Source organism: Bradyrhizobium sp. USDA 4516, from assembly GCF_054055915.1.
Genome location: NZ_JBSRXT010000001.1, coordinates 4,749,823 through 4,773,157, shown reverse-complemented (window position 1 = coordinate 4,773,157; position 23,335 = coordinate 4,749,823). Strand labels below are relative to the sequence as shown.

Annotated in this window: 20 protein-coding genes and 2 pseudogenes; 7 read left to right on the top strand and 15 right to left on the bottom strand. The window is 62.5% G+C overall.

Features of this window, described 5'->3' with window-relative positions; all coding sequences use genetic code 11:
* Positions 1-270: 270 nt before the first annotated feature.
* The 6 genes from ACVI1L_RS22160 to ACVI1L_RS22135 form a co-directional block, all read right to left on the bottom strand.
* Positions 271-1,269, bottom strand: coding sequence for a polyprenyl synthetase family protein (locus ACVI1L_RS22160; protein ID WP_456785583.1), 999 nt, complete (start codon positions 1,267-1,269; stop codon positions 271-273).
* 133 nt (positions 1,270-1,402) lie between these two features.
* Positions 1,403-2,746, bottom strand: coding sequence for a cytochrome P450 (locus tag ACVI1L_RS22155; RefSeq protein WP_456783795.1), 1,344 nt, complete (start codon positions 2,744-2,746; stop codon positions 1,403-1,405).
* Positions 2,746-3,591 carry an SDR family oxidoreductase gene (locus ACVI1L_RS22150; RefSeq protein ID WP_456785582.1) on the bottom strand — a complete coding sequence of 282 codons (846 nt, stop codon included), beginning with the start codon at positions 3,589-3,591 and terminating at the stop codon, positions 2,746-2,748. The genes ACVI1L_RS22155 and ACVI1L_RS22150 overlap by 1 nt, the downstream gene beginning before the upstream one ends.
* On the bottom strand, positions 3,578-3,886 hold the full coding sequence (locus tag ACVI1L_RS22145; RefSeq protein WP_456783794.1) for a ferredoxin: 309 nt from the start codon (positions 3,884-3,886) through the stop codon (positions 3,578-3,580). Before ACVI1L_RS22145 ends, ACVI1L_RS22150 begins: the two co-directional genes overlap by 14 nt.
* A gap of 1 nt (position 3,887) precedes the next feature.
* A complete protein-coding gene (locus tag ACVI1L_RS22140; protein WP_456783793.1) occupies positions 3,888-5,177 on the bottom strand; it encodes a cytochrome P450 in 1,290 nt (429 codons plus the stop codon).
* Positions 5,178-5,271: 94 nt separating this feature from the next.
* Positions 5,272-6,474, bottom strand: coding sequence for a cytochrome P450 (locus tag ACVI1L_RS22135; protein WP_456783792.1), 1,203 nt, complete (start codon positions 6,472-6,474; stop codon positions 5,272-5,274).
* Positions 6,475-7,252: 778 nt separating this feature from the next.
* On the opposite strand from ACVI1L_RS22135, the gene ACVI1L_RS22130 reads away from it, so the two are divergent.
* The 4 genes from ACVI1L_RS22130 to ACVI1L_RS22115 all read left to right on the top strand — a co-directional run bounded on the left by ACVI1L_RS22130 (position 7,253) and on the right by ACVI1L_RS22115 (position 10,890).
* Positions 7,253-7,729: a hypothetical protein gene (locus ACVI1L_RS22130; protein WP_456783791.1), complete on the top strand. Its 477-nt coding sequence runs from the start codon at positions 7,253-7,255 to the stop codon at positions 7,727-7,729.
* A gap of 75 nt (positions 7,730-7,804) precedes the next feature.
* Positions 7,805-7,966: a hypothetical protein gene (locus tag ACVI1L_RS22125; protein WP_456783790.1), complete on the top strand. Its 162-nt coding sequence runs from the start codon at positions 7,805-7,807 to the stop codon at positions 7,964-7,966.
* Between the two features lie 576 nt (positions 7,967-8,542).
* Positions 8,543-9,334, top strand: a complete 792-nt coding sequence (locus tag ACVI1L_RS22120) for an ATP-binding cassette domain-containing protein (RefSeq protein ID WP_456783789.1) — start codon at positions 8,543-8,545, stop codon at positions 9,332-9,334.
* The gene (locus tag ACVI1L_RS22115) at positions 9,331-10,890 is read left to right on the top strand and encodes an ABC transporter permease/substrate-binding protein (protein WP_456783788.1); all 1,560 of its coding nucleotides are present in this window, start codon (positions 9,331-9,333) and stop codon (positions 10,888-10,890) included. Before ACVI1L_RS22120 ends, ACVI1L_RS22115 begins: the two co-directional genes overlap by 4 nt.
* 397 nt (positions 10,891-11,287) lie before the next feature.
* On the opposite strand, the gene ACVI1L_RS22110 is transcribed toward ACVI1L_RS22115, so the two are convergent.
* The 3 genes and pseudogenes from ACVI1L_RS22110 to ACVI1L_RS22100 all read right to left on the bottom strand — a co-directional run bounded on the left by ACVI1L_RS22110 (position 11,288) and on the right by ACVI1L_RS22100 (position 14,338).
* Complete coding sequence (locus tag ACVI1L_RS22110) at positions 11,288-12,121, bottom strand: ABC transporter ATP-binding protein (protein ID WP_456783787.1); 834 nt, start codon at positions 12,119-12,121, stop codon at positions 11,288-11,290.
* Positions 12,118-12,918 carry an ABC transporter permease gene (locus ACVI1L_RS22105; protein ID WP_456783786.1) on the bottom strand — a complete coding sequence of 267 codons (801 nt, stop codon included), beginning with the start codon at positions 12,916-12,918 and terminating at the stop codon, positions 12,118-12,120. Before ACVI1L_RS22105 ends, ACVI1L_RS22110 begins: the two co-directional genes overlap by 4 nt.
* Positions 12,918-14,338: pseudogene (locus ACVI1L_RS22100) on the bottom strand (ABC transporter substrate-binding protein). Before ACVI1L_RS22100 ends, ACVI1L_RS22105 begins: the two are co-directional and overlap by 1 nt.
* A 320-nt stretch (positions 14,339-14,658) precedes the next feature.
* Between ACVI1L_RS22100 and ACVI1L_RS22095 the strand changes: the two are divergent.
* A complete protein-coding gene (locus ACVI1L_RS22095; protein ID WP_456783785.1) occupies positions 14,659-15,504 on the top strand; it encodes a Crp/Fnr family transcriptional regulator in 846 nt (281 codons plus the stop codon).
* Here ACVI1L_RS22095 and ACVI1L_RS22090 read toward each other — a convergent pair.
* From ACVI1L_RS22090 to ACVI1L_RS22065, 6 genes and pseudogenes are all read right to left on the bottom strand, one after another.
* Positions 15,479-16,465 carry a HEAT repeat domain-containing protein gene (locus tag ACVI1L_RS22090; protein ID WP_456783784.1) on the bottom strand — a complete coding sequence of 329 codons (987 nt, stop codon included), beginning with the start codon at positions 16,463-16,465 and terminating at the stop codon, positions 15,479-15,481. The genes ACVI1L_RS22095 and ACVI1L_RS22090 overlap by 26 nt on opposite strands.
* Before the next feature lies 1 nt (position 16,466).
* Positions 16,467-16,700: a 4Fe-4S dicluster domain-containing protein gene (locus ACVI1L_RS22085; protein WP_057838199.1), complete on the bottom strand. Its 234-nt coding sequence runs from the start codon at positions 16,698-16,700 to the stop codon at positions 16,467-16,469.
* A gap of 14 nt (positions 16,701-16,714) precedes the next feature.
* A complete protein-coding gene (locus tag ACVI1L_RS22080; RefSeq protein ID WP_456783783.1) occupies positions 16,715-18,451 on the bottom strand; it encodes a fumarate reductase/succinate dehydrogenase flavoprotein subunit in 1,737 nt (578 codons plus the stop codon).
* An 18-nt stretch (positions 18,452-18,469) separates the two neighbouring features.
* On the bottom strand, positions 18,470-18,754 hold the full coding sequence (locus ACVI1L_RS22075; RefSeq protein ID WP_456783782.1) for a gamma-butyrobetaine hydroxylase-like domain-containing protein: 285 nt from the start codon (positions 18,752-18,754) through the stop codon (positions 18,470-18,472).
* Between the two features lie 649 nt (positions 18,755-19,403).
* Positions 19,404-20,663 carry a xanthine dehydrogenase family protein molybdopterin-binding subunit gene (locus tag ACVI1L_RS22070; RefSeq protein ID WP_456783781.1) on the bottom strand — a complete coding sequence of 420 codons (1,260 nt, stop codon included), beginning with the start codon at positions 20,661-20,663 and terminating at the stop codon, positions 19,404-19,406.
* 403 nt (positions 20,664-21,066) lie between these two features.
* Positions 21,067-21,536, bottom strand: a pseudogene (locus ACVI1L_RS22065) (integrase core domain-containing protein); the annotation flags it as partial.
* Positions 21,537-22,259: 723 nt separating this feature from the next.
* Here ACVI1L_RS22065 and ACVI1L_RS22060 point away from each other — a divergent pair.
* Entirely contained in the window at positions 22,260-23,048 is a 789-nt protein-coding gene (locus ACVI1L_RS22060; RefSeq protein ID WP_456783780.1) for a hypothetical protein, read from the top strand.
* 17 nt (positions 23,049-23,065) lie between these two features.
* On the top strand, positions 23,066-23,317 hold the full coding sequence (locus ACVI1L_RS22055; protein WP_456783778.1) for a hypothetical protein: 252 nt from the start codon (positions 23,066-23,068) through the stop codon (positions 23,315-23,317).
* Positions 23,318-23,335: the final 18 nt, after the last annotated feature.

Below are 23,335 nucleotides of genomic sequence, written 5' to 3'. Positions count from 1 at the left end.
TCTGCAGGCGGATGGGCAAACGTCGCGCGCATGTCGCCGCAGGCCGTCGCGTAGGCAGTGCCGGACGGCCGTCCCGCTCCGGCGCGGCGACCACCCCGATGCTGGCGCCGGCCCGCCGCATAGGCTTGCGGGCAGCGCGCCCCCGTGCGCCGCGGCCGTGCTGGGCAACCGCTGCGATCGGCGCCGGAGACTTCGCACATAGTGCAGCATGCACCGCTGCCGCCGGCCGATCGCAGCGGCACAGGAGCGTCTCCAAGCGGACGGGCACGCTCATGCGCATGGCGCGTGCTTGAACAGATACGCGTTGGCCCGCTGCAGGATTTGCGCCAACCGTTCTGCACGCGGTCCCAGCGGCGCGATGGCCTCCCCGGCATCGCGCAACAGATCCAGCGCGAACTGGCGCGCTGCCTGCAGTCCCATGATCGACGCGCAGGTCGGCTTCTGCGCCGCCGCGTCCTTGCCGGGGGTCTTGCCCAGCGTCGCGGTATCCGCTGTCACGTCGAGAATGTCGTCGATCACCTGCAACGCCAGGCCGAAACAGGCGCTGTAGCGATCGAGCGCACAGTACAGCGCAGCGTGCGCGACATCCTCCGCGATGGCGCATAGTGCGCCCATGCGAACGGACGCGCGCACTAGCGCTCCGCTCTTCATCCGGTACATCGCCACGATCCTGTCCAGCTCCACGTGCTTTCCGACCAGCGACAGATCGATGGCCTGCCCGCCTGCGGCCCCCTCGGCGGACACCGCCTGCGCCAGTTCGCGCACGAGCGCGATACGGTAGTCGCCCGGCGCATCCAGGCTCGCCAGGGTCAGGAAGGCGTGCGCCTGCAGCGCATCTCCGACCAGGATCGCAGTAGCTTCGCCGAACTTGACGTGCACGGTCGGTAGGCCGCGACGAAGCACGTCGTCGTCCATAGCGGGCAGATCGTCGTGGACCAGGGTACAAGCGTGCATCATCTCGATGGCGGCGCCGACGTCGTCGAGCATGTGCGTCGGCTTGTCGGCCAGTGCGCCGGCAGCCAGACAGAGCAAGGCGCGGGTGCGCTTCCCGCCATGCAAGGTGGCGTAGCGCATCGCCGTCATCAGCTCGGTCTCACCGTCACGTTCGGCGCAGAGAAGGCGCGCCAGCACCTGTTCGACCCGCTTTGCGCCGTCCTGCATCCAGATCTCGGGCAGCAGCCCGCCGGATGCGCTGCGCGCCTGTCCGCCCAATCCGCCGAGCGCGGAATCACCAGTTCTGTCGTCCTGTGGCGTGGAACCGGTCTGCATGTTGTTCATGTCCTTGTCCCTGACAGGCGAGCCGCCGAGGTGTTGTCCGATCGCACCGTGCGCGCGCGCCGAGTGCAGCAATGCCGCGCGTCGCTGGCACCGCTGCCTCGCCACAGGGGCATGCGGTGCAAGCTCATGAGAATCCGATGCGGATAGTCATGGACGGATGTGCGGTCGGGTAATAGCGCCGGCCTTTTTCGACGTCGCTCAACAACCGCGGCCGCACCCCGGCCTCGTGCATGGTCAGCGCCAAGGCGATGCAGAACTGCACCAGTTCCAGCCATGCCAGGTGGTAGCCCATGCAGACGTGTGGGCCGGTACCGAACTGCAGCATGTCCACCGGACGGATCGGCTCGGTGCGTTGCAGCCACCGCGCCAACCGAAACTGATCAGGCGCCTCGTGCAGCAGCGCCGAGGTCGAGAAATGCAGCAGCGGGATGCACAGATCGGTGCCCGCGGGAATGCGCCGCTGGCCGAGTCGCAATTCACGCACTGCGCGACGCACTAGGAGGGGCGTCGGCGGATGCACGCGCAGCGTTTCGCGGAACAGCGCCTCGGCGACCGGACACTGCGCCAGGTCCGCGTGCCGGGTCGGCACCGCGCCCACGCGTTGCGCCTCCTCGACCAGGGCGTCCCACAGCCCAGGCTGCCGCGCCAGCTCGATCACCATCCAGGCCATTGTCGAGGCGGTGGTGTCGTGCCCACCAAGCAGCAGCAAGCGGATATTGGCGACCAGGACGTCATCGGTAAGCGCATCGTCGCTGCGATCGAAGTCGCTCACCATGTCGTTGATCAACCCGGTGCGCGAGGCATGTTCGCGCGCGGCGCGGACGAACTCGCGCAACCGCGCATCGATCCAATCGCGGGCGGAGCGGCCGCGCCGCAAGGGCAGCCCGGGCAGGTCGACCGGGGGCGCGACGATCAACTGCAACAGTTGCCGGTACTTGCGATGCCATCCCGGCAGATCCTGCGCGGGGATTCCCATGAGACTGAAGATGAGCTTGAGCATCAGATCGCCGGTTTCACGCAGGATGGTTACGTCGCCGCGGTCGCGCCACCTCTGCACGCGCGCCCGGATGACGGGCGCGAACAGCTCGCCGATGCCGGCCTGGGTCAGCCCCTTGGGCAGGAGCGCCGCCTGGATCGCATCGCGCGCCTGCCGGTGCGCGATGCCGTCCTGGGCGACCAACGTTCCGCCGAACAATTCGGGCGCGATGTCTTCGATCAGCGCCGATGACACGTCCTTGTGCCGGAGCAGTGCGAGAGCATCCGGGTCCAGACTGGTCATCAAGTGTCCGGCAGGGCCGAAATCCAGCCAGAAGTGGCTGCCCAGCGTCCGTTCCGCGCGCCGCAGCAGGCGCGGCAGGTCGCAGACGACGGCGGGAAGATGCCCGACCAAGGGGAAAGCGCGCGGCACGACCGGGATGTCGTGCCGCAGGCGATGCCGACGGTTCAGCGGGTTGAGCAGCATGTCCATCAGCAGCGCCGCGACGCGTCCGCTTCGGCGGTCTTGCCGGAAGGCCGCGCGGCGCGGCTGTTGCCACCATCGGCGTACGTCGGCACATGCGCCAGCATGCCGCCGTCGATGCACACGACTTGGCCAGTAATGAACGCAGCATCGTCGGAGAGCAGGAACGCCACCAGCGCGGCCACGTCTTCGGGGCGGCCGACGCGCGGCAGGAGCTGGTGCCGGCGCAGATGCCATTGCGTGCACTCGTCCAGCTTGGCGAGGAGACGATCGGTCATGATGAGACCCGGCGCAACCGCGTTGCAGCGGATCTGCGCATGACCGTACTGGGTGGCGAGCGAGGCGGACAGCATGTTCATCGCCGCCTTCGACGCGGCGTAGGACGTCTGCGCGGTGTCACCACTGAGCCCCTGGCACGACGACATGTTGACGATTGCGCCACCACCGCGGGCGATCATCCGTGGGATGGCCTGCCGGCAGCAGAGCAACGTGCCGCGCAGATTGGTCGCCATTGTCTGATCCCAGACCGCCAGGTCCAGGTCGAGGATCGCGCGGTCGCGCGGAGTCAGGTGCATGGCGCTCGCGTTGTTCACCAGCAGGTCGACCCCACCGAAGTGCCGCTCCGCCGTTTCGAACAGCGCAGCCACCGCCTGCGCATCAGCGATGTCTATGGCCAAGGCCAGCGCGTGGTCCGCTTCGGATGCAATTTGCGTCGTGCAGGCGATAGCCGCCGAGCCATCAATGTCGGCGACGACCACCCTACCTCCCTCGCGCGCGATAGCGAGGGCGCATGCCTTGCCGATGCCGGCGCCGGCACCGGTCACGACGGCCACCTTGTCTTCAAACCGTCCCATCGTGTCCTCCTGGATGGCGTTGGTCTCTTGCGGCATGCCGCTCGGCCTCCCGTGGAGAAGGCGGAGGGTCGGCGCTGCCGCGCTCGTCATCGCCAGCGTCGCTTTCGATGACCCGAATGGCGGCGACTGGGCACTGGCTCGCCGCCAGCCTCACGGCGGCGTGCAGCACCTGCGGGACCGTCGCCACGCACACTTCGGCCACGCCGTCCGATTCGCGCTGGCGAAAGGTGCCCGGCAGCGTCAGCACGCACTGCCCGCTGGTTCCGCACAGATCCTGGTCGACCACGACGCGCATCTCAGCTCCCTTGCGCATGCAGCCGCACCGGCAGCGCGCGGAACGTCCGAAGGAACGCGGAGGGCTCCCGGGTCGGCTGCCCGGCCAATGCCAGCGTGGGGAAACGGGCCTGGATCCGCGGCAGGCTCTCGGCCAACTGCACCCGGGCCAGTTGCGCACCGAGGCAGAAGTGAATGCCATGGCCGAAGCTCAGCATGATCTGCCCGTCGGTCGACATACCTGGACTGGTGCCGTAGAACCGCGCCGGATCGAAGCGATCGGGATCGGCGAAGGCGTCCGGGTCGCGATTGCCGGACGCGATCAGCACGCGCACGTCCGCGTTCTTCGGGATCACCACGCCGCCCAATTCGATGTCGCGCTGGGCGATACGCGGAATGGAGCTGAACATCGCGGGCGCGTCGCAGCGCAGGACTTCTTCGACGAACGCCTTCACCCCCACGGCGTCTCCCTGCAGCCAGTGTCTCTGTTGGGGATACGCCAACATCGCCAGGACCGCATGGTCGATGGTGGCAGCAGTGGTGGCGAAGCCGCCCAGCAGCATGCCCCACAACATGCTGATCAACTCCGCATCCGACAGCGTGTCGGCATCATCGTCGTGTGCGCCGACCAGCATCGACACGATGTCGTGGCGGGGATCGGTGCGCTTGCGCTTTATGAGGCCGCCGAAGTAGGCCTTCACTCTGGCACTGGCCGCGTCCGCCGCGGCGAGCTGGGGATCGCTGGCGTGCGGGCTCAGGCCTTCCAGAATGGCGCCGATGCCGGCGGCGAGCCCGAACATGTCGTCCTGGGGCATGCCAAACAGTTCGGCGAAGACCAGCATCGGCAAGGCCAGCGCGAATTCCCGATGCAGGTCCACGGCCTCTCCGCGCTCCAGCGCGGGCGCCATGCCGTCCAGGCGCGCGGCGACGATGCGCGCGATGCCCGGCCGCAGGTCGTCGATCTGGCGCATGGTGAAATCGCGCGAGATCAGCCGGCGCAGACGCGTATGCGCCGGCGGGTTCTTCATCGCTAGCGTGGACGCCAGCAGATTGAGCGACAAGCTGGTCGCCGCATACGGAAAATAGCGCGCCAGTTCGCCCGGCGCCGGTCCCCGAAGCGCATCGCCCGTGGCCTTGAGCGCCCAGTAGATGTCGGCGTGGCGGCTCAACAGAATAAGGCCCGACGCCGCGTGATGCACCGGATCGTGCTCGCGCAACCACCGCATGAACGGATATGGGTCGTGGATGCACGCTGGCGACGCCAGTTCGGCGAAGGCATCCCGGCATGCTGCCGTGGTTTCTTGCACGTCCATCTTGGTTACCTATCGGCGGGCTGATCTGACCGGCGCGCCCCACGCGCGCGGGCAAATTGCGAAGAAGATCGCGATCGGCGGCGCCGTCCGCGCATCACCAGAGCACCGGGAACTCCTCGAACCCGCCTGTGATGATCTCCTTGCGCAACTTCAGTTCTTCGGGCGGCACGGCCAGGCGTAGCGCGGGAAAGCGCTGGAAGATCGAACCGAACACAGCCTTGAGTTCCAGCCTGGCCAGCGCCCCGCCGATGCATGAGTGCGGCCCGTAGGAGAACGCCAGGTGCGGCTTTTCCTGGCGTCCGATGTCAAAGATTTCCGGGTCATCGAAATGGCGCGGATCGAACGACGTCGCCGGCAGGCCGATCAACACTTTGCTCTCCGCGGGAATATCCACCCCCGCGATGGTCACGTCGGTCCTCGGATAGCGCATGATGCCGTCCCAGCCCGCGCCCGGCGGGTACATGCGCAGGATTTCCTCCACCGCCTTGTCCACCAGGGATGGATCGCCGACCAGGCGTTCGCGCTGCTGCGGATGGCGGAACATGGCCAGTAGGCCGAATTCGATCTGCGCGACGGTGCTCTCGTGCCCCGCCACTAGCATGCCAGCCGCCAGGCCGATCGCCTCTTCCTCGGTCGCCTTGCCCTGGTCGACCGCCGCGAGCAGATCCGTCAGCAAGTTGTCGCCCGGATCCTGGCGCTTGTCCCACATCTTGCCGCGCATGTAGGCGCGCAGTTCTTCCCAGGCCCGGCGCGACGCACTGCGCGGGCCGCTTTCATGCTGGTGCGTCATCACCTCGTCGGACAGCCGGGCGAAAAAGGCGTGATCCTCGTAGAGCACGCCCATCAGCGCGCTAATGACCATGGCCGGAAGCGGAAAGGAAAGGTGGCGCCGCAGGTCGGCGGGCTGGGCCTGGGCCGCTAGCGTCTCGAACAACTGCGCGGCGATCGCCTCGACCTGCTGCGCGAGCAGCTTCATCCGGCGGTTGCTGAAGGCTGGTGCCACGATCGTGCGTAGCCGGGCATGCTCGCCCCCCTCGTGCGAGACCAGCCAGCCCGGGGAACCGAGAATCACCGAATCCGGGGTGAATGCCGCCGGCGGCATTCCCGCGGGCCGGAACGCCGCGTCGGACAGCACAGCTTTGGCCTCGTCATAGCCTGTCACCCACCAGCCTTTGTGTCCGGACGGGAAGCGCACGCGGTGGATCGGACCGTTGGCGCGTAGTGCCAACATCCCCGGCGAAGGCTCGATGTGATCGACGCGCCACATCGGCAGCGTCGGCAAGGGTTGTTCGGACATAGTGGCACTTCACTCTCTAGGCGATGGAAGGGCGGAAGGTGACCGGTAGGCGCCGCGGGCAGCGAATGCGTAAGACGGCGGGTAGACGACATCCTCCGCGGCGATGGTCAGCGCCAGATCCTCCAGCCGCACGAGCGGCGCGAGGAAGGCGCATCGCAATTCCAGGCGCCAGCGCCGCGCTCAGGCAGAAATGCGGCCCCGAGCCGAACGACGAGTGCGGGTTGTGCCGCCGCATGACATCGAACCTGTCGGCATCGCCATAGATCGACTGACCGTAGGGATTGGTGAAGGAGGCTGGAGGTGCCTGCCACCGACTTGTCCGCCAATATAGCCTCCGTACCAGTCGCACGCTTCCGGTGGCAGTTTCACTGTGGCTCCCAAAAGAAGAACTCTAGATCGCATCAACGCTTCCCTGCATTTTCTCGCTCCACAACGGCGCGCCAAGTCATTGCCACAGCAAACCGTCGGAACGGACCAAACGCGAACAGCGACGCGCGCCGTGTCCGTTCCGAAGACCATCGCACTGCGATTGGTGATGATGCAGTGAACAGAGCAAATCGTGTGCCGAAGTGAATTCGCAGGCTCAGCAGGCACTTGGTAGCGGCGAGTAGTGTCAGGTTTCTGGCATTGAGTCTCAATGCCGACAACCGGCGCAGCAAGTGCCCGACAAAGGCCTGCTCTCGCGCTGAATGTGCGGGGCGGCCGTTGCGCGATATCAAGTATCCGGATTGGCTGCAGCAAGTGTGGTTCGCCGGAAACCACTCCGATGTAGTGGCCGATGCTCGAGGCATCCGGAGCCACGTCGCTCTTCCAATCGACGACCGAGTTCGATGCCGCCGGCGTCATCGAACGCGATCGCGTCAACCTATCCGGAGGGCAAGACCTCGCCGCCTTCGTGGGCCTGCCTCCCGAACAGCGGAAGCTCGGGCACGAGGTGCGGTCGCAGCGTCACGATGTCGGACAAGCCATCCTTGAGGGGGGGCCCTGGAGCGAAGTTGAAGGAAAAGATCGGCACTCTGGAAGCACACAAGGCCGAGTTAGTCGACCTGCTCGCGAACGCGGAGGAACCGCCGCCCTCCTCCACCCGAATATGGCGAAACTCTATCAAGCCGCCCTGTACGAGATCGTCACGAAAGTTCGTGACCACGCCGAAGGTGAGCTGCGAGAGCTTGCGAAGCCCAAGGCCTTTCTCGAACGCCTGGAATTGGTGGGGCTTGGCGTGCTTCTGCTCGTGACGGCGCTTGGGCAGATGTAGTTGCGGACGTAGCTCTCATAGACCTGAAAGTTACGGGCGCGTCATGCACTCGCCGCGTTCCATGCGGGCGTGGCAATGGTCGAGAACGACTTCTGCCAATTCGGCGACAAGGACCTTGTCGGCTTCGGGGCGATAGGTGCCGGCGCGAAGCTGGCTTTCGGTTTCGATCCGGAAGTCATTGGCCTCGGCGCGGGTTTCCAATTGCTTGGCTGGCGCACGCCTTGCGTGTCGAACTAGTCAACGGTGAGGCCGCTGCGGGCTTCGTCTTTCGATGTCCTCCAGTTGCGTTTGCGTAGGGTGGCCATAGGTTAGTGATGCGTTCGCCGGAGCCTTTCGGCCACGACAAAAGGTGTGCTGACGGTTAGCCGACCGACTGACACTGACCTGACGGCGGGCGCTTTTGTTTTTCGATGTGTCTGCATGGCTACGAAAGGGTACGAGCAGCTCTGGAATGATCGTAGTTCCCTCCAACGAAAGGCGCCTTGGAGAACGAACCAGCGCAAAGCGCGATGTTGCCGCTTCCTCCCGATCCGGCACTGCATGAGCGCGTCGCATGGTGCGAACAGATTGTTCGCGAACGCCGCGCAAACAAACTTTGTACGGTACGGACGAACCTCGGGAAGCGTATTCTAACAAGCGTCTAATAGAGGCGTAACGGTACGATTCGTACCGCAACGCCCGCGACGTCACCGCGCGTCGCGGCGGGCTGCATAGAGTTGCTAGTGCCTTCGAATCTGAAGTTCGATAACATGTCCAACGAAGAACGAAGCGAATTTCGGATTCGGGACACGAGCGCACTGATCCAGTCCAACCATGGCACTCGCACCGCTGATCTCCTACGCCCATGTCGGGAAGAGCTTTGCCAACGCCGAACGCGTCACGGCCGTCGACGATGTCTCGCTCGATATTGCCGCTGGGGAATTCCTGGCGATCGTCGGCACCTCCGGCTCCGGCAAATCCACCTTGCTGCGGCTCGCCAACCGCCTGCTCGACCCTGATAGTGGTCGCGTCATGGTGGAGGGCGAGGACGTGCGCGACGTCGATCCGGTTCACTTGCGCCGGCGCATGGGTTACGTGTTCCAGAGCGGCGGGCTTTTTCCACACATGCGCGTTTTCGACAACATCGCCGTTACGCCGAGACTGCTCGGCTGGCCCGCCGCCGAGATCGCCGCGCGGGTCGATGAGCTCCTCGACCTGGTGCGGCTCGAACGCTCCCTCCATCGCGATCGCCTTCCGCATGAACTGTCGGGCGGGCAGCAGCAGCGTGTAGGCGTGGCGCGGGCGCTCGCCGCCCGTCCCCGCATCATGCTGATGGACGAACCCTTCGGCGCGCTCGATCCGCTGACCCGCGATACCCTCGGCGAGGAATACCGCGCCCTACATCGCAGGCTCGCCTTGACCACGGTCATGGTCAGCCACGACATGACAGAGGCCTTGCTGCTTGCCGATCGCATCGCCGTGATGCAGGCCGGACGGGTTGTGGCGCAAGGCCAGCCGGCTGAGCTGGCAAACAACAACGACCCCTATGTGGCGGAGCTGTTGAGCACGCCGAGGCGCCAGGCCGAGCGGCTGAACGCCCTGCTCCCGGGAGCAAGCGCGGGATGAGTTTCCTGACCGACCCTCGTTGGCGCGACGCTGCGGCGCACCTGCCGGATTACCTTGGCAGCCATGTTCAGGTCAGCCTGGCAGCGCTCGCGCTCGGGCTCATGATCAGCCTGCCGCTCGCGATCCTCGCACGCAACGCTGCCGTGATCCGCAGCATCCTGCTGGGCCTCGCCAGCGTCGTCCAGACCGTGCCAGGACTGGCGCTGCTCGCGCTGTTCTACCCGCTGCTGCTCGCCATTGCGTCGTTGACACTTCACTGGTTCGGCTTCGATTTCTCCGCGTTCGGATTTTTGCCCGCCATGCTGGCGCTGGCGCTCTATTCCATGCTGCCGGTGCTGCGCAACACCATCACCGGGCTGAACGGCGTCGATCCCGCGTTGCTTGAGGCGGCGCAAGGGGTGGGCATGACGCCGCGGCAATCGCTGTTCACGGTGGAATTGCCCTTGGCGCTGCCGGTGATCATGGCCGGCATCCGCACCTCGGCGGTGTGGGTGATCGGAACCGCGACACTGTCGACGCCGATCGGGCAAACCAGCCTCGGCAATTACATCTTCGCCGGATTGCAGACCCAGAACTGGGTGTTCGTCCTATTCGGCTGCATCGCGTCGGCGCTGCTGGCGCTCGCGATCGATCAATTTCTGGCGCTGATCGAGCGCGGATTGCGTGAGCGCAAGCGCCTCCGCACCGTGCTCGGCAGCGTCGGGATCGCCGCACTGGTCGCGGCCACGCTGGTTCCTTCGATGGCGCGAGCGCCGTCGACCTACGTCGCCGGCGCCAAGACGTTTGCCGAGCAATATGTGCTCTCGGCGCTGATCGAGCAGCGGCTGCAGGCCGCGGGATTGCAGGTCTCGACGCGCGAAGGTCTCGGCTCCAGCGTGATTTTCCAGGCGCTCGCGGCCAACAACATCGACGTCTATGTGGATTATTCCGGCACGCTGTGGGTCAACCAGTTTCACCGCACCGATATGCCGCCGCGCGAAACCTTGCTCGCCGGGTTGAAGGAGATCCTGGCAAAACAGCACATCACCCTGCTCGGCACGCTCGGTTTTGAGAACGCCTACGCGCTGGTGATGCCCCGGCAGCGCGCCGATGCACTTGGTATTCATTCGATCACCGACCTGGCTGCGCATGCGTCGACGCTGTCGATTGCGGGCGACTACGAGTTCTTCTCGCGCCCCGAATGGACCGCTCTGCACAAGGCCTACGGACTGTTATTCCGCACGCAACGACAGATGCAGCCGGATTTCATGTATGCTGCAGTGGCGAGCGGCAACGTCGACGTCATCGCGGGCTATACCAGCGAGGGGCGGATCAAGGAATACGACCTGGTGACGCTGGCCGATCCCAAGCACGCGATCCCGCCCTATGATGCGGTCCTGCTGCTCGCACCGCGGCGCGCGCATGATGCGGCGTTGCAGGAGGCGCTGAAGCCGCTGCTTGGCCGGATCGACATTGCGACAATGCGCGAAGCTAATTTGCGCGCCAGTGGCAGCAATGCGAACTCCTCGCCCGCCGCGGTGGCGCGTTGGCTGTGGCAGAGGATCGGTGGGCAGTAGGGCGGGACGTACTTTGCCCGTCGCTGCAACCCGGACGAGCAGGCATATGTCAAGTTTGATTGTGCAGCCGCACGACGTCGTCGAACCGAACATGCTAAGCATGGCTACGGGAACAGTCCACGCGTCTCCTTTGCGCCCGCACGTGCCGCCCGCGCCCAGGATCGCGGACACAACTTTCACGGCTGTGTATGTCTTCTGCTTAGTCGATGTGCATGCGGATTGCGCAAGCGATGCACAACACCGACTAAGCGGTTCAACGCTGTACCGATACTCCGCACCTGGCAGACTGACGCCGGGATTTACAGGACTTCTGGTTGTTGGATTGACCGTAACGTTTTCTGCGATCATCGCCGAGTTCGTCCGCGCCGGATCCTGTGCTTTCCCGTCCTGAGGCGAGCTAGCCTCCGAGCGAGCTTAGACGGGGCAGCGATGCAGTGTTGTCCGAGCGCCGCAGGAGCTCGAGCACGTGTCGCTTCAGACGCACGAACTCGCTCTCGGTGACGAGCTCGCTCTGCCGCGGCCGCCCAAATGGCAGGCGAATGTCGTCGATCACCCGTCCCGGTCTCGCGCTCATGACGATGATCCGATCGGCCAGGAACAGCGCTTCCTCAATATCGTGAGTGACGAACACCGTCGTCGTCGGAATCTTGGTCCTGATGTCGAGCAGCACCTCCTGCATCAGGCTGCGTGTTTGGGCATCGAGCGCGCCGAACGGCTCGTCCATCAACAGAACCCGCGGCTGATTGATGAGAACCCGCGCGATCTCGACCCGCTGCTGCATGCCACCGGAGAGCCGCGATGGATAGAAGCCTTCGAAACCCTCCAGACCGACCAGTCTGAGGATGTCGTCCGCGGCACGGCGCCGCTCAGCCTTACCGACACCGCGCATCTTCAGCCCGAAGGCGACGTTGTCGCGGACCCGTTTCCAGGGAAACAGCGTGTGCTGCTGAAAAACGATCCCTCGATCCGGGCTCGGACCCAGGATCGCCTGATCGTCCACCATCACCTGGCCTCGTGTTACCTGCAAATGCCCAGCCAGCGCGCCGAGCAAGGTCGATTTGCCGCAACCGGACGGACCGAGCATGCAGACCAGCTCAGCCGGGGCGATCGTGAAGTCGAGATCGCGAACCGCCTCAAACGCATCCCTGCCCTCTCCAAGAGAGATGGAGAGGTGGCTGACGTCGATCCGTCCCACGGTGTGCGCTGCAATATTCGACACCCGAAGGTTCATCGCGCGACCTCCGCACGGCGCCAGGGCATCAAATATTGTCCCAGTGCCGTCAACAGCCAGCTGCTGCCCATGCCGAGCAGACCGATGACCAGCATACCGACCATGATATCGGCATAGTTCTGCAGCGTATAAGCCTCCCACGTGTAATAACCGATCCCGAACTGGCCAGAGATCATCTCTGCCGTGACGAGGCAGAACCAGGAGGTACCCATACCGATGGCAAGGCCTGTGACGATACTGGGCGCAGCGCCCGGCAGAATGATTTCCCACAGGATCGCCGCGGGGCGGCCTCCGAGGCTGCGTGCGGAGGCAATCAGCCTGCGGTTGATATTGGCGACGCCGTGCACCGTGTTCAGGATGATCGGAAACAGTGCGCCGATGAAGGTGATGAAAATCATCGAAAGTTCGGACGATGGGAAGATCAGAATTGACAACGGTATCCACGCGACCGCCGGAATCGGCCTTAGCAGTTCGAGCGGGGGCAGCAAGAGATCGCCGGCGGCACGCGAGCGGCCGATCGCAAAGCCAAGGGCTATTCCGAATACCACCGCGGCTCCATAGCCCGCGAACACCCGCCACAGGCTACTCGTGATATGCGCGAGGAGTTTTGGCGACTTCGCGAGGGCGATTGCCGACTGCACGACCTCCGTCGGCGGCGGCACGTTGCGGAAGGTGGCGATGCCGAGATTCACGTGCAGCACGGAAGCGAGCTGCCAAAACGCAATGCAGACTGCGATCGAAAAACCACGTACCAGCCAACGCAGCGCGAACCGATCCTTGCCGAGTTTTGAGACCATTACCTGCTCGCTATGACTGCATCGCGCGCGCCGGCGTAGTCAAGCACTTGTCCGCCATGCTGCGTCGACCACTTCTCGGCGCGATCCTTGAGCAGGAACGCGGTGAGCTCTCCGTCTGGTGAGCGCACGAACCGGGCCTGGCTTGCGAAAAGCTTGATGCCGCTCTCGCGATCCTGGGCATAGACCACGCGGATCGTCTTGCCCTCCTTCTCCAACGCCGCCACCGCCCTCAAGGCACTCTCCGGCGAGCTGTAGTGACGAACCTGAGGCTCATCCCTGACCCAGATCTGCGCCACCCGGCTGACGTCTGTGATATCGGCTCCCGTTGTCGCATCTTTCGCCTTGAGCGCAAGCTGGCCATAGTCCTTGAGCTGTGTCTCATAGTCGCGGCCGGATTGCGCAAACGCGACGCGGATGAATTTGTCGGTCACGAACTGGTCGACGTGGAGATCACTATCGGTGCGCTTGAGGTGCTTCAACGTCTCGATCGACGTCGCAACCGCTTGCCAGTATTCCGGCTTCCAAGTGAGGTCACGCGTCTGCAACCCGAGCGGCCCATGGAAGAGGTAAACGACCTCGGCCTCGACGCCCGTCACCTTCTCGATCAACTCGCTGTATTTCTCGGGATCTTCTGCAATCAAGCGGTCCGCTTCGAGCGCGGCCCGCAAATAGGCGGTGACGATCTCTGGATACCTTTGCGCATAATCGTCATCCACCAAAGAGCCGTGAAACGTCGGCACCCCGGCTTGCGATCCGTCAAAGATCTTGCGAGCAAAGCCACGCCACGGAAACAGCTCCGCGAATGGTACAAAGTCGGCATGCGCCTCGATCTTGCTCGCCTGCAAGGCGGGGCCGGCGACCTCGGGCGCCTGGGAGATGATATTGACGTCGGTTTCCGGATTCCATCCTTGAGCTTCGATAGCGCGGAGCAGCATTCCATGGGACGTCGAGGCGAACGGAACGGAGATCGTCTTACCCTTCAGATCCGTAATCGACTCTGCCGGTGAATTTAACGGCACCACGATGCCATTTCCGCTGCCTTTGGTGCTGCCCGACAACACGCTGATGAAGACGCTGCGCCGGCCGACTTTCCGGAAGGCCCCCCGTTCAGCGAGCCCGGGAAGTCCGCCATCGCTCCAAAATCAAGCTTTCCGGCCACCATTTCATTGGTCAGCGGCGCACCGCTCGTAAAGTTCTTCCACTGGATGTCGTAGGTGACGTCTTTGTACTTTCCGTCATGTGGCAGGAATTTCTCCAAGAGCTTCAACTGGCGGATCAGAAGGCCGCCGGTTGCGCAATTGATCGTCGTATCCTGCGTCCCGACAGCAACGCGAATGGTTTCGGCATGCGAGATGCCCGTGCCGCCAATCGCCACCAAGGCGACCGCGGCGGTCAGTCTGGCAAGTTTGAACGAGATCATTGGCCCCTCTTCCGATTGCTGACGGCCGGCAATGGCTGGCAAGATGACCTCCAGCAAATCCGACACCAACTATTGAGCCGACGTCGTGCACGCCGAAGCAATTGCTTGCGTTGCGACTTTGCTCCGTCCATCTCAATTCTGTTGCAATGCGCGAATGGGAACCGCCAAATATTTTCTCACTGCGCAGCTATGAGAAAATGAATCGTTCGCTCACCAACACACATTTGACATCACTTTGCTAAGTGCATTCCGCGTCAATCAAAGAGATGGACTTTGGGTTTGCCTGCCTCTTAGCTTGGTGCGAACCGCAAGGCGAAGCGATGGCAATGACCCTACTTAAAGACGCATCCAAAGCCGAAACCAAGGACCTGATCGCGCGCGCTGGCGCCACAGTCCAGCTTGGCTGGCCTACCAGTCATCGAGCTGCCGCGACGTCTGATCGTCGCATCGCCGCAGCCGACTCCGCCCTCTTCCTGAGCGAGAGCATTGAGGGGCTTAACGTTGGCGCCCATTTCCTCGATCGCTTGTCGGCCATCGAAACGACGCAGGTGCTCGCTGCCGGCCGAAGCGTATCTGTCCCACAAGGAGAGATGGTGTTCAGCCAGGGCGAACACCATGACGGAATCTTCATCATCAGGCGCGGCCAGGTTCGGGTCTATTACACTGCCCCCTCCGGCCGGGAGATCACTTTGGCCTATTGGACGCCTGGACATTTCATCGGAGGGCCAGAGATCTCAGGCTTCGGTGTGCACATGTGGTCCGGCGTGGCCGTTGAGGACTGCGAGATCGCCGCATTGTCTCGCCTCACATTGCAAAAGCTCCTTGTGCAGATCCCTGCTTTCGCACTGGCCATGATCGACGGGCTGATCGCCAAGGGCAAGTGCTACTCCTCGATGGCGCAGATGCTGGGCACGCGCTCCGTCATCGAGCGGCTGGCGCAATATCTTTTGAACCTCGCTGAACTCTACGGAGTTGCGGATGGAAACACCGTCCTGATCAACCGCAAGGTCACGCATGACCAGATCGCCGCAATGGTCGGCTCTACGCGTCAATGGGTCACGATGATGTTGAAGCGTTTTCAGACCAAGCACATGATCAGCATCCAGGGAAACGTCATCCGTATCAAGCGGCTCGATTTGCTCAAGAGGATCCTGTTCGAGGATTAGCACGCGCCTCGATCTGTTGGAGCGCCCAACTCACGGTCTTCCTGACGTCTGGATCAGCGTCGCGCACGCGTGCGATCAGCGCATCACGCGCGAAGGGAACCGCGATTTCACCAAGCGCGGCGGCGGCATCCTTACGGAGCGAGGGCAACTCGTCTTCGAGGAAGCGAATGATGGCTCCCACCGCTCCCCGAACCCGGAGTTTGCCCAGGCTTTGCAGAGCCTTCTGACGAACCTGCCAATAGCCGTCGTCCAACGCTCCGGTAAGCGTCATTGCTGCGGAGGCCTGACCGATCCGCCCGATTGTCTCCGCGGCGACTGCCCTCACCTGCCATTCCCGGTCCGAAAGCGCGGCGGCGGCGGCCTGGGCAGCGGCCTCGTTCCGTGCAAAGGATAGCGCATCGACCGCGGCAAGCCTGACATCAGGGTTCTCATCCTTGCTCGCATGGATCAGCGACGGGAGTGCTTCGATCAGCTTGAGATAGCCGACCACTCCGACCGCCTGCGCGCGCACTGCAGGCTCATTGTCACTGAGTGCGACAATGGCCGGCTTGAGTGAAGCGCTGACCTGGAGCGCCTTCAAAGCGCGAAGGATCGCGGCCCGTACGAAGCTGGACGAATGCGTTACCAATGGCAGCAGGATGACGCTGGTCCCGGGGTCGCGGAGCTCCGCCAGACTGTCCGCAGCCGCCTGCGCGACGCCAGTCTCGGTATCGACAAGAATGCCAGTCAGCGCCTTGGCCACGTCGAGGCCATCAAAATCTCCCAACGCACGAGCGGCCTGCACCCTGACCCCGGCATCGTCGTCACGCGCCGCTCGCGCCAGCAAAGGCACGGCTTCATCCGTCGATGTCTCCACGAGTTCAATTACCGCAAGACGGCGGACCGATGGGTCGGGGCTTTGCAGCCGTTCCGCGATTTCATCGAGATCGCAAAAGGCCTCGAATGGCTCGAATGCGGTCATGTCAACGCAACAGATAGGGAATGTTGACGGTCACGGCACCGGTTGGACAATCGGCCTCGCAGGGCATGCAGTACCAGCATTCGTCATATTTCATGTAGGCTTTTCCGGTGAGATCGCTGATCCTGAGCACATCGAGGGGACAGACGTCGACGCAAACCGTGCAGCCTTTGTCGGCGATGCATTTGGCCTCATCGACGACGACGGGTACGGTTGTAGGCGTATGAGCAATCGGCATATGGAGTCCATATTTTACGCGTGCTGGCGAATGCGCTGGCGGTCGTAAGCCGAACGCTCGGATTCGTCGATTGGGACGATATAGGGTGCGATCGTTCGCTTCTCCGCGGTCATGCACCCATTCTGCTTGCGCAGGATGGTGTGGCAGAGCCATTCGTCGTCATTCTTCTCGGGATAGTCGACGCGGTGGTGGTAGAGGCCCCAGCGGCTCTCGGTGCGGAACAGGGAGGCGAACGCCGCCATCTCGGCGCAATCGAGAATCGAGGCGGCCTCCAGCGAGCGCATTAATTCGTGCGCATCGCGTGCCACCATGGCATTTTCCATATCGTCGCGGATTTCGGCAAATCGAGCCTGCCCGAGCCTCATCTTCGCTGTGACCTTTGGCGGCTGAAGATAGTCGTTCACGAAGCGTCGGGTCTTGTATTCGAGCTGGTTCGGCGGAATGCCGTCCTCCCGCTTCGTCGGCGCCAGCACACGGTCGCGCTCCCGCGCGACATCGCCAGGGTCATAGTCGGGAAGATCGACATTGGCCGCGAATTCGGCGGCGTGCTCGCCGGCCACCGCGCCATTGGTAAAGGCGCCGAGCATATAGTTGTGCGGCACACTTGCCATATCGCCGGCAGCATAGAGGCCCGGCACAGTGGTGCGCGCGAACTCGTCGACATGGACGCCGGATGCGCTGTGGCCTGAGCAGAAACCGATCTCGGAAATATGCATCTCGATCATGCGCTCGCGGTAATCGGTGCCGCGATTTTCGTGGAAACGCCCGCGCGACGGCCGCTCGACGTGATGCAATATCCCCTCGATCTTGCCGATGGTGTCGCTATGCAGATGGTTGAGCTTCAGGAACACGGGACCCTTGCCCGATTGCAGCTCGTCATAGAATTCCTGCATCATCTGGCCGGACCAGTAGTCGCATTCGATAAAGCGGTTGCCGTCGCTATTGGTAGTGTAAGCCCCGAACGGGCCGGCCACGTAGGCACAAGCGGGTCCGTTGTAATCCTTGATCAGCGGATTGATCTGATAGCATTCGAGATTCGCGAGCCCCGCTCCGGCGTGATAGGCCATCGCATAGCCGTCGCCGGAATTGGCGGCGTTCTCGTATGTGCCCCAGAGGTAGCCGGACTGCGGCAGGCCAAGCCGTCCTGCTGCGCCGGCGCAGAGAATTACGGTCTTTGCGCGCAGCACGAGGAATTCGGCGCTACGCGTTGAGACCGCGATCGCGCCCGCAATCTCGCCGTCGCGCCCCGTCAGCAGACGCGTTGCCATGTAGCGATTGGAGATCAGCAGCTTCTCGCGGCGCAACTGCCGGTACAGCGCCTTCTTGACGGTATCTCCATTCGGCATCGGCAACACGTAGGAGCCGAGGTGATGCACCTTCTTGACGTCGAACTCGCCGTTTTCGTTCTTCTGGAACTTGATGCCGAAGCGATCGAGCTCCTGGATGATATCGAAGCAGCGTGAGGCGTATTTGTAGACTGGCGCCTGGTCGCAGATGCCGTCGTTGGCGATTGTGATTTCCTTGGTGTATTGCTCGGGCGTGGCGTAGCCAGGCACCACCGCGTTGTTGAGGCCGTCCATGCCCATCGCAATGGCCCCGGAGCGCTTGACGTTGGCCTTTTCCAATAAGATCACGCGCGCCGCAGGATTCCTCCGCTTGGCCTTGTACGCCGCCATCGGCCCCGCCGTCCCGCCGCCGATCACCAGGACGTCGCAAACAACTTCCGTCAATCCGTCCCTGATCTCGTCCATGTCGCGACCTCAGGCTGTCTACTGCTCGGCGAGCTCTCGCAGATAGGACCAGGGGTAGATGCCCCGATCGTGCCCATCCGAGAATGACAGCCGCAATGCGTAATTGCCGGTCGGCTCGATCGACGCGACATGAAGTTCCGGCGCAATCATGAGCGCTATGCGGTCGACCTGACGGCGGATTTCGCTGGCCGCACGGCTGGCGCGGCGCAGCGTTTCCGCACTGAGCAGGCGCGTGCCGCAATCCGGCCAGGTCAGCGCCAGCACCGTGGAATCATTTCGTAGCTCGACTTCGACTGGTTGCACATTTGCCTCGCACGATCCTCGCGACGGCTTTTACGCCGATCCAGGCGGCCCGCGCCCGCAATAAATTGCTTTCGTGTTCGTGAGCGCGGAAGCGATCGGCCCTGCTCGACTGATCCGCCCTTCCGATCGGACCCTTCTTGGCGCCCTACCGGGGCAGCAGCGACCGGCCAGAACGTTTAGGAGCGTGGTCTTGCGGCACCCGAAGCGAGATATTGCAAAGCGCAACCGTTCGGAAGGGCCAAAGCCGTAGCCGTGACCCAGCTTGATTGGGCAGTCATAGACTGTTTGTGTAGGTGCAAGCCCGCTAGGTGAGCCTTGTCCGGCGAGGAATGTAAACCTCGGTGAGTTGCCGGTCGGCGGGAACGATAACCAGGTTGGCCCACCGTCAGCTCCATGGCCGGCGCGTCGCTGCAGTTGTCACTGCGGAGCTTGCGATCGCGCGTCGCCGAAGACACGCTGGCGCCGCCTTCACGCAGGTCCTGCAGGATACCATCCAGCTCCCTGGCAAAGCCGAGGCTGCTGAACGTATGTTGCGCTAGCAAGATGCGATTTGCCTCGGCCGTCTCGGGCACGAGCGGCTTGCCGCCGCACCACCAGCCTGCGCCTACGTTCGGTCTCCGGGTCAGGCGTAGAGATTTCGCTTGAGACGCTACCGGTTCACCGTCGACTGACGGCCACGCAGCTTCGCCGGCGTCAGCGGCAAGAACTCCGCTTTAACTCCGAATGGCTTCAATGCGTCCTCGATTGCGCTGGCAATGGCGGGCGGGGCGCCCATCCTGCCACCCTCGCCGCCGCCTTTGATCCCATACTCGGTAAAGGGGGATAGCGTTACCACGTGGCCAACCCGGATATTCGCAGGCACTTCGTGGATACTGGGCAAGATATAGTCGGCGAAGTTTGCGTTCAGGAACTGGCCATCGTCGGCGTATTTATACTCTTCATAGATCGCTGTACCGATCCCCTGCGCCGTACCACCCCGAACATGGCCCGCGAGTGTCATCGGGTTCACGATCGTGCCGCAGTCATGCACCGCGACATAGTCGAGAAACTTGACCTTGCCGGTCTCAACATCAACCTCGACGACAGGCATGTGACACATTTGGCCCATGATCGGATAGAAGATGCCCAGATCCTTCCGGTCTTCCGACGGCATGGTTGTCAGCGGATGATCGTAGGTGCAGGAAGCATCAAGTCCTGTGTCGAATTCCGGTGTGTCCGGAAACGAGAGGCGGAAGAAATGCGCCATCATTGCAAGATCAGCGATGGACTTTTCAATGCCTTGCCGCCCCTTGACCCTGACCTTTCCGTCGAGCAATTCCATGTCGGATGGGTCGGCGTCCAATAGATGCGCAGCATGGAGGAAAAGCTTCTTCCTGATCACTTGAGAGGCGGAGACGATTGCCCCGGCCACCATCACGGTGAAGCGACTTCCCCCCGGCCCAGTGCCGGCTATGCCGCTATCGGTATCGGCGTAGGTGACCGAGATATTTGCAGGATCCATGGTCAGATGCTCGGCCAAGAGCATGGTCGCCATGGTTTCCGGACTGTTGCCCCAGAAGGACGCCTGAAGAGTAATCACGGCATTGCCGGTCGGATCGATCTTGATCTTCACACCCTCGGGCGATGAAGTTAGCGCAAAACCGGCTTCGTGGTTCAGCATCCAGAATTCAGTTGCCGAAAAAACCGAGCGCTCCTGGCAGGTAGCAAGTCCGATTCCAATGTACCGCCCCTCCTTGCGAGCCTCTTCCTGCTTTTTGCGCCAGCTATCGTAGCCGAGCATCTGCAGCGCACTATCGAGCACGGCGGGATAGTTGCCACTGTCATAGAGATTGCCAGTGCGGATGAAATAGGGAAACTGCTCGGGCTTGATGAAATTCCTGCGCCGGAACTCCACTGGATCGAGGGCCAAACCATTGTACGCCCGACTAGGTTAGGCTTTGTAAGCACGCGATCATCGGGAAGGTTGATCCATTCAGCAACCCTTCGACTCCGAAACAAACATACTGATTCGTCTGGAGCGCGTGCCCATTTCGGTCGCCTACGGATTCTGGCGATACGGGGCCGATTATGTTGCACTCAAGCCGCCCGCGGACTTCCGCATGTATAACTCTGGCTACGCCGATGTAACCGAGAGCGGCAAAGATAATCGTTGCTGCGAGATATTTGCGCATAGGCCTGCTGAAATGCAAAAAGAAGTTCTCAAAAAACTGAGCGCGGCTGTGTATTGGCAGATGGTATCGCTATCGGCGTGCCAGGATCGGTACGTGACGGACCAACGTGTGCGCGTGTTCAGCCGGCGCGCCCCAATTACATCATAACGGTACGATTCGGACTGCAGCGCCCGGGACACGGCATACCGCTAACGTTGTGGCGGGTCCGACCTCAGGATAGTGATGTGATCGACTTGCGACACCGCTTCGACGATGCCAGTTGCAGCGGTGAAGCCATCGTGGCAGCTCGGCTGCTCTTTCTGTTGAGGTGTTGTAGGCCTGCGCGCAGGCCCATTCTCGTAGGCTGGTTTGAATGAAGCGTTCGGCCTTGCCATTGGTTTTGGGCATATAGGGCTTGGTGCGGATGTGCTTGAGGCCGAGGCGCTTACACGCCCTTAGGAAGGCGAAGGATTTGTAGCACGCGCCATTGTCGGCATGACGCGCTCGACCTTCACACCTAGGCTCACGTAGTAGGCTACGGCCGCCTTGAGGAAAGCAACGGCACAGCCCTTTCGCTCGTTCTTCATGACCTGGCTGAATGCGATCCGCGACGCATCGTCGATGCAGACATAAAACGAGCTCCGCCGGTGCTACGCCATTCCCGCCGCTCGTACGAAAATTGTAGTTATATCAAATAATAAGCCCGCCGAGCCTCGCCTTACCTGCGCTGCAATGATCTTCGCCGATCGGCGTCCACGGTGATGGCCGGCCGGCTTGGCGTGTTGCCACACATAGTGGAGGCGATCCTAAACCACGTCAGCGGCCACCGGGCTGGCGTAGCTGGTGTATATAACCGCGCGGTACGCGGCCGAGATGCGCGAGGCGCTTCAGCACTGGGCACAACACGTTGCGGCCTTGCCAGCTCAAAAGCTGGGAAAGGTTGGCATTGTGAAAGCGGGATCTGACGTTTCTCATACTGGCGCCCCTCACGGGGCAGTCGGCGTCCACTCCTAGTTCAAGGGCGGCCCCTTCAAGCAGGCGGAGTCTTTGGTCAAATCGGGGACATGGGTCATCTCAGATTACTGTTTCAGGCGGCAGCCTCGGAGACAACCTTGCCCTCCGAAGGCAAAGGTCACACGTTCGAATCGTGTCGGGTGCGCCAGCAAGATCAGTTATTTAGCTCCGTTTTAGCGCCCGTCCCACACTGCTATCCCACACAGCGCAAGCTACAACTTCGGTCACGCTTTCGTTGAAAGATACCGCTCTCGGATTCGATCAACGTATGGTGCGCAGGACACGAAGCTCTACTTGCAATCGAACGCTTCGACCGCAGACGACCCGACGCGGAGGAGACATTGCCGACCGTTGAGGATGCCACCGCTTTTTTGGTCAACTACTTGCAACGGCCGCGCCCGAGCAATGGCTATCCTACATTCGGCTATGACCTATTTTTGCCGAACGTTGTGACTGCTTACATAGTGGAAGTTGAACGATCGACAGATCATCTCTCGACGATTTACAGCGGAGCTCGACTGCGTCAGCTGTCGTCCTTTTTCTACGAAGCAGCTTGGGAGCTCGCCCGTCGCGGGCTGTTGCGGCCAAGCGTGCGCGAGTTCGGCGGGCAAATTGAAGGCTCCGGTGATGGTTACAGCCTCACCTCGAGGGGTCGAGAATGGCTCAACGACGCCGGCGACGGTCTGATTGTCCTCGAACCCACCCGCCTAGCGCATGCATTCCGTACGCTTGCAGGAAGGCTCGGCCAGGGATTTCTTCAGAGAGCAAGCGAAGCGTCTCAGTGCCACGCGTTAGGTCTGAATCTTGCGTGCTGTGCAATGTGTGGTGCCGCAGCGGAGTCAATCCTGTTGGCCGTCGCGATCGCGAAGAGCAACGACGAGTCAGCGACCCTTCGAACATATCGCTCTGCGCAAGGACGGCGCCTCACAACGAACCAAGTCATCGGCGGCGCAAGGGCGGAACTTGCTGGCCCGTTCACTGCTGCAACTGGCCTGTTGTCGTACTGGCGAGATGATGCCGCTCACGGCGTGGCGTCCAGCATATCTGAAATCGAAGCACACGAGGCGCTCAGCCGTTTGCTCCGATTCGCTCAATTTGTTAGCGATCACTGGGCAGACCTGATTGCCTAGCCGCAATGCGAGATATGATGTCCAAGCAACCGACGCCCGACAAACTTCACCGGCTTTCTCCCGCTCAACTCCGTCAAAACATCGAGCGCATTCAGCGAGGCATCGCAGAAATCGAAAATTTCGAACCTGCTTCAGTTCAAGAACGCTGGGCACCGGAAACGAGAACGCTCGGGGTTGCGATAGACGATACACTCAGCAAAACCTTTGCGACAGCCCTCAATACCATCGGTACGCCGCAGCGGCACAGCTCGATCACGGCAGCCTGGTGATAGGCGGTGGCGCGGACC

Bases quoted from the DNA above. Each gene is read 5' to 3' on its own strand.
- ACVI1L_RS22160 (WP_456785583.1), bottom strand. From the start codon at position 1,269: ATGCAGACCGGTTCCACGCCACAGGACGACAGAACTGGTGATTCCGCG.
- ACVI1L_RS22145 (WP_456783794.1), bottom strand. From the start codon at position 3,886: ATGCGCGTCGTGGTCGACCAGGATCTGTGCGGAACCAGCGGGCAGTGC.
- ACVI1L_RS22120 (WP_456783789.1), top strand. From the start codon at position 8,543: ATGGCACTCGCACCGCTGATCTCCTACGCCCATGTCGGGAAGAGCTTT.
- ACVI1L_RS22125 (WP_456783790.1), top strand. From the start codon at position 7,805: ATGGTCGAGAACGACTTCTGCCAATTCGGCGACAAGGACCTTGTCGGC.
- ACVI1L_RS22055 (WP_456783778.1), top strand. From the start codon at position 23,066: ATGTCCAAGCAACCGACGCCCGACAAACTTCACCGGCTTTCTCCCGCT.
- ACVI1L_RS22135 (WP_456783792.1), bottom strand. From the start codon at position 6,474: ATGTCCGAACAACCCTTGCCGACGCTGCCGATGTGGCGCGTCGATCAC.
- ACVI1L_RS22155 (WP_456783795.1), bottom strand. From the start codon at position 2,746: ATGGACATGCTGCTCAACCCGCTGAACCGTCGGCATCGCCTGCGGCAC.
- ACVI1L_RS22140 (WP_456783793.1), bottom strand. From the start codon at position 5,177: ATGGACGTGCAAGAAACCACGGCAGCATGCCGGGATGCCTTCGCCGAA.
- ACVI1L_RS22110 (WP_456783787.1), bottom strand. From the start codon at position 12,121: ATGAACCTTCGGGTGTCGAATATTGCAGCGCACACCGTGGGACGGATC.
- ACVI1L_RS22150 (WP_456785582.1), bottom strand. From the start codon at position 3,591: ATGGGACGGTTTGAAGACAAGGTGGCCGTCGTGACCGGTGCCGGCGCC.
- ACVI1L_RS22130 (WP_456783791.1), top strand. From the start codon at position 7,253: ATGCTCGAGGCATCCGGAGCCACGTCGCTCTTCCAATCGACGACCGAG.
- ACVI1L_RS22085 (WP_057838199.1), bottom strand. From the start codon at position 16,700: ATGCCGATTGCTCATACGCCTACAACCGTACCCGTCGTCGTCGATGAG.
- ACVI1L_RS22095 (WP_456783785.1), top strand. From the start codon at position 14,659: ATGGCAATGACCCTACTTAAAGACGCATCCAAAGCCGAAACCAAGGAC.
- ACVI1L_RS22105 (WP_456783786.1), bottom strand. From the start codon at position 12,918: ATGGTCTCAAAACTCGGCAAGGATCGGTTCGCGCTGCGTTGGCTGGTA.
- ACVI1L_RS22080 (WP_456783783.1), bottom strand. From the start codon at position 18,451: ATGGACGAGATCAGGGACGGATTGACGGAAGTTGTTTGCGACGTCCTG.
- ACVI1L_RS22115 (WP_456783788.1), top strand. From the start codon at position 9,331: ATGAGTTTCCTGACCGACCCTCGTTGGCGCGACGCTGCGGCGCACCTG.
- ACVI1L_RS22090 (WP_456783784.1), bottom strand. From the start codon at position 16,465: ATGACCGCATTCGAGCCATTCGAGGCCTTTTGCGATCTCGATGAAATC.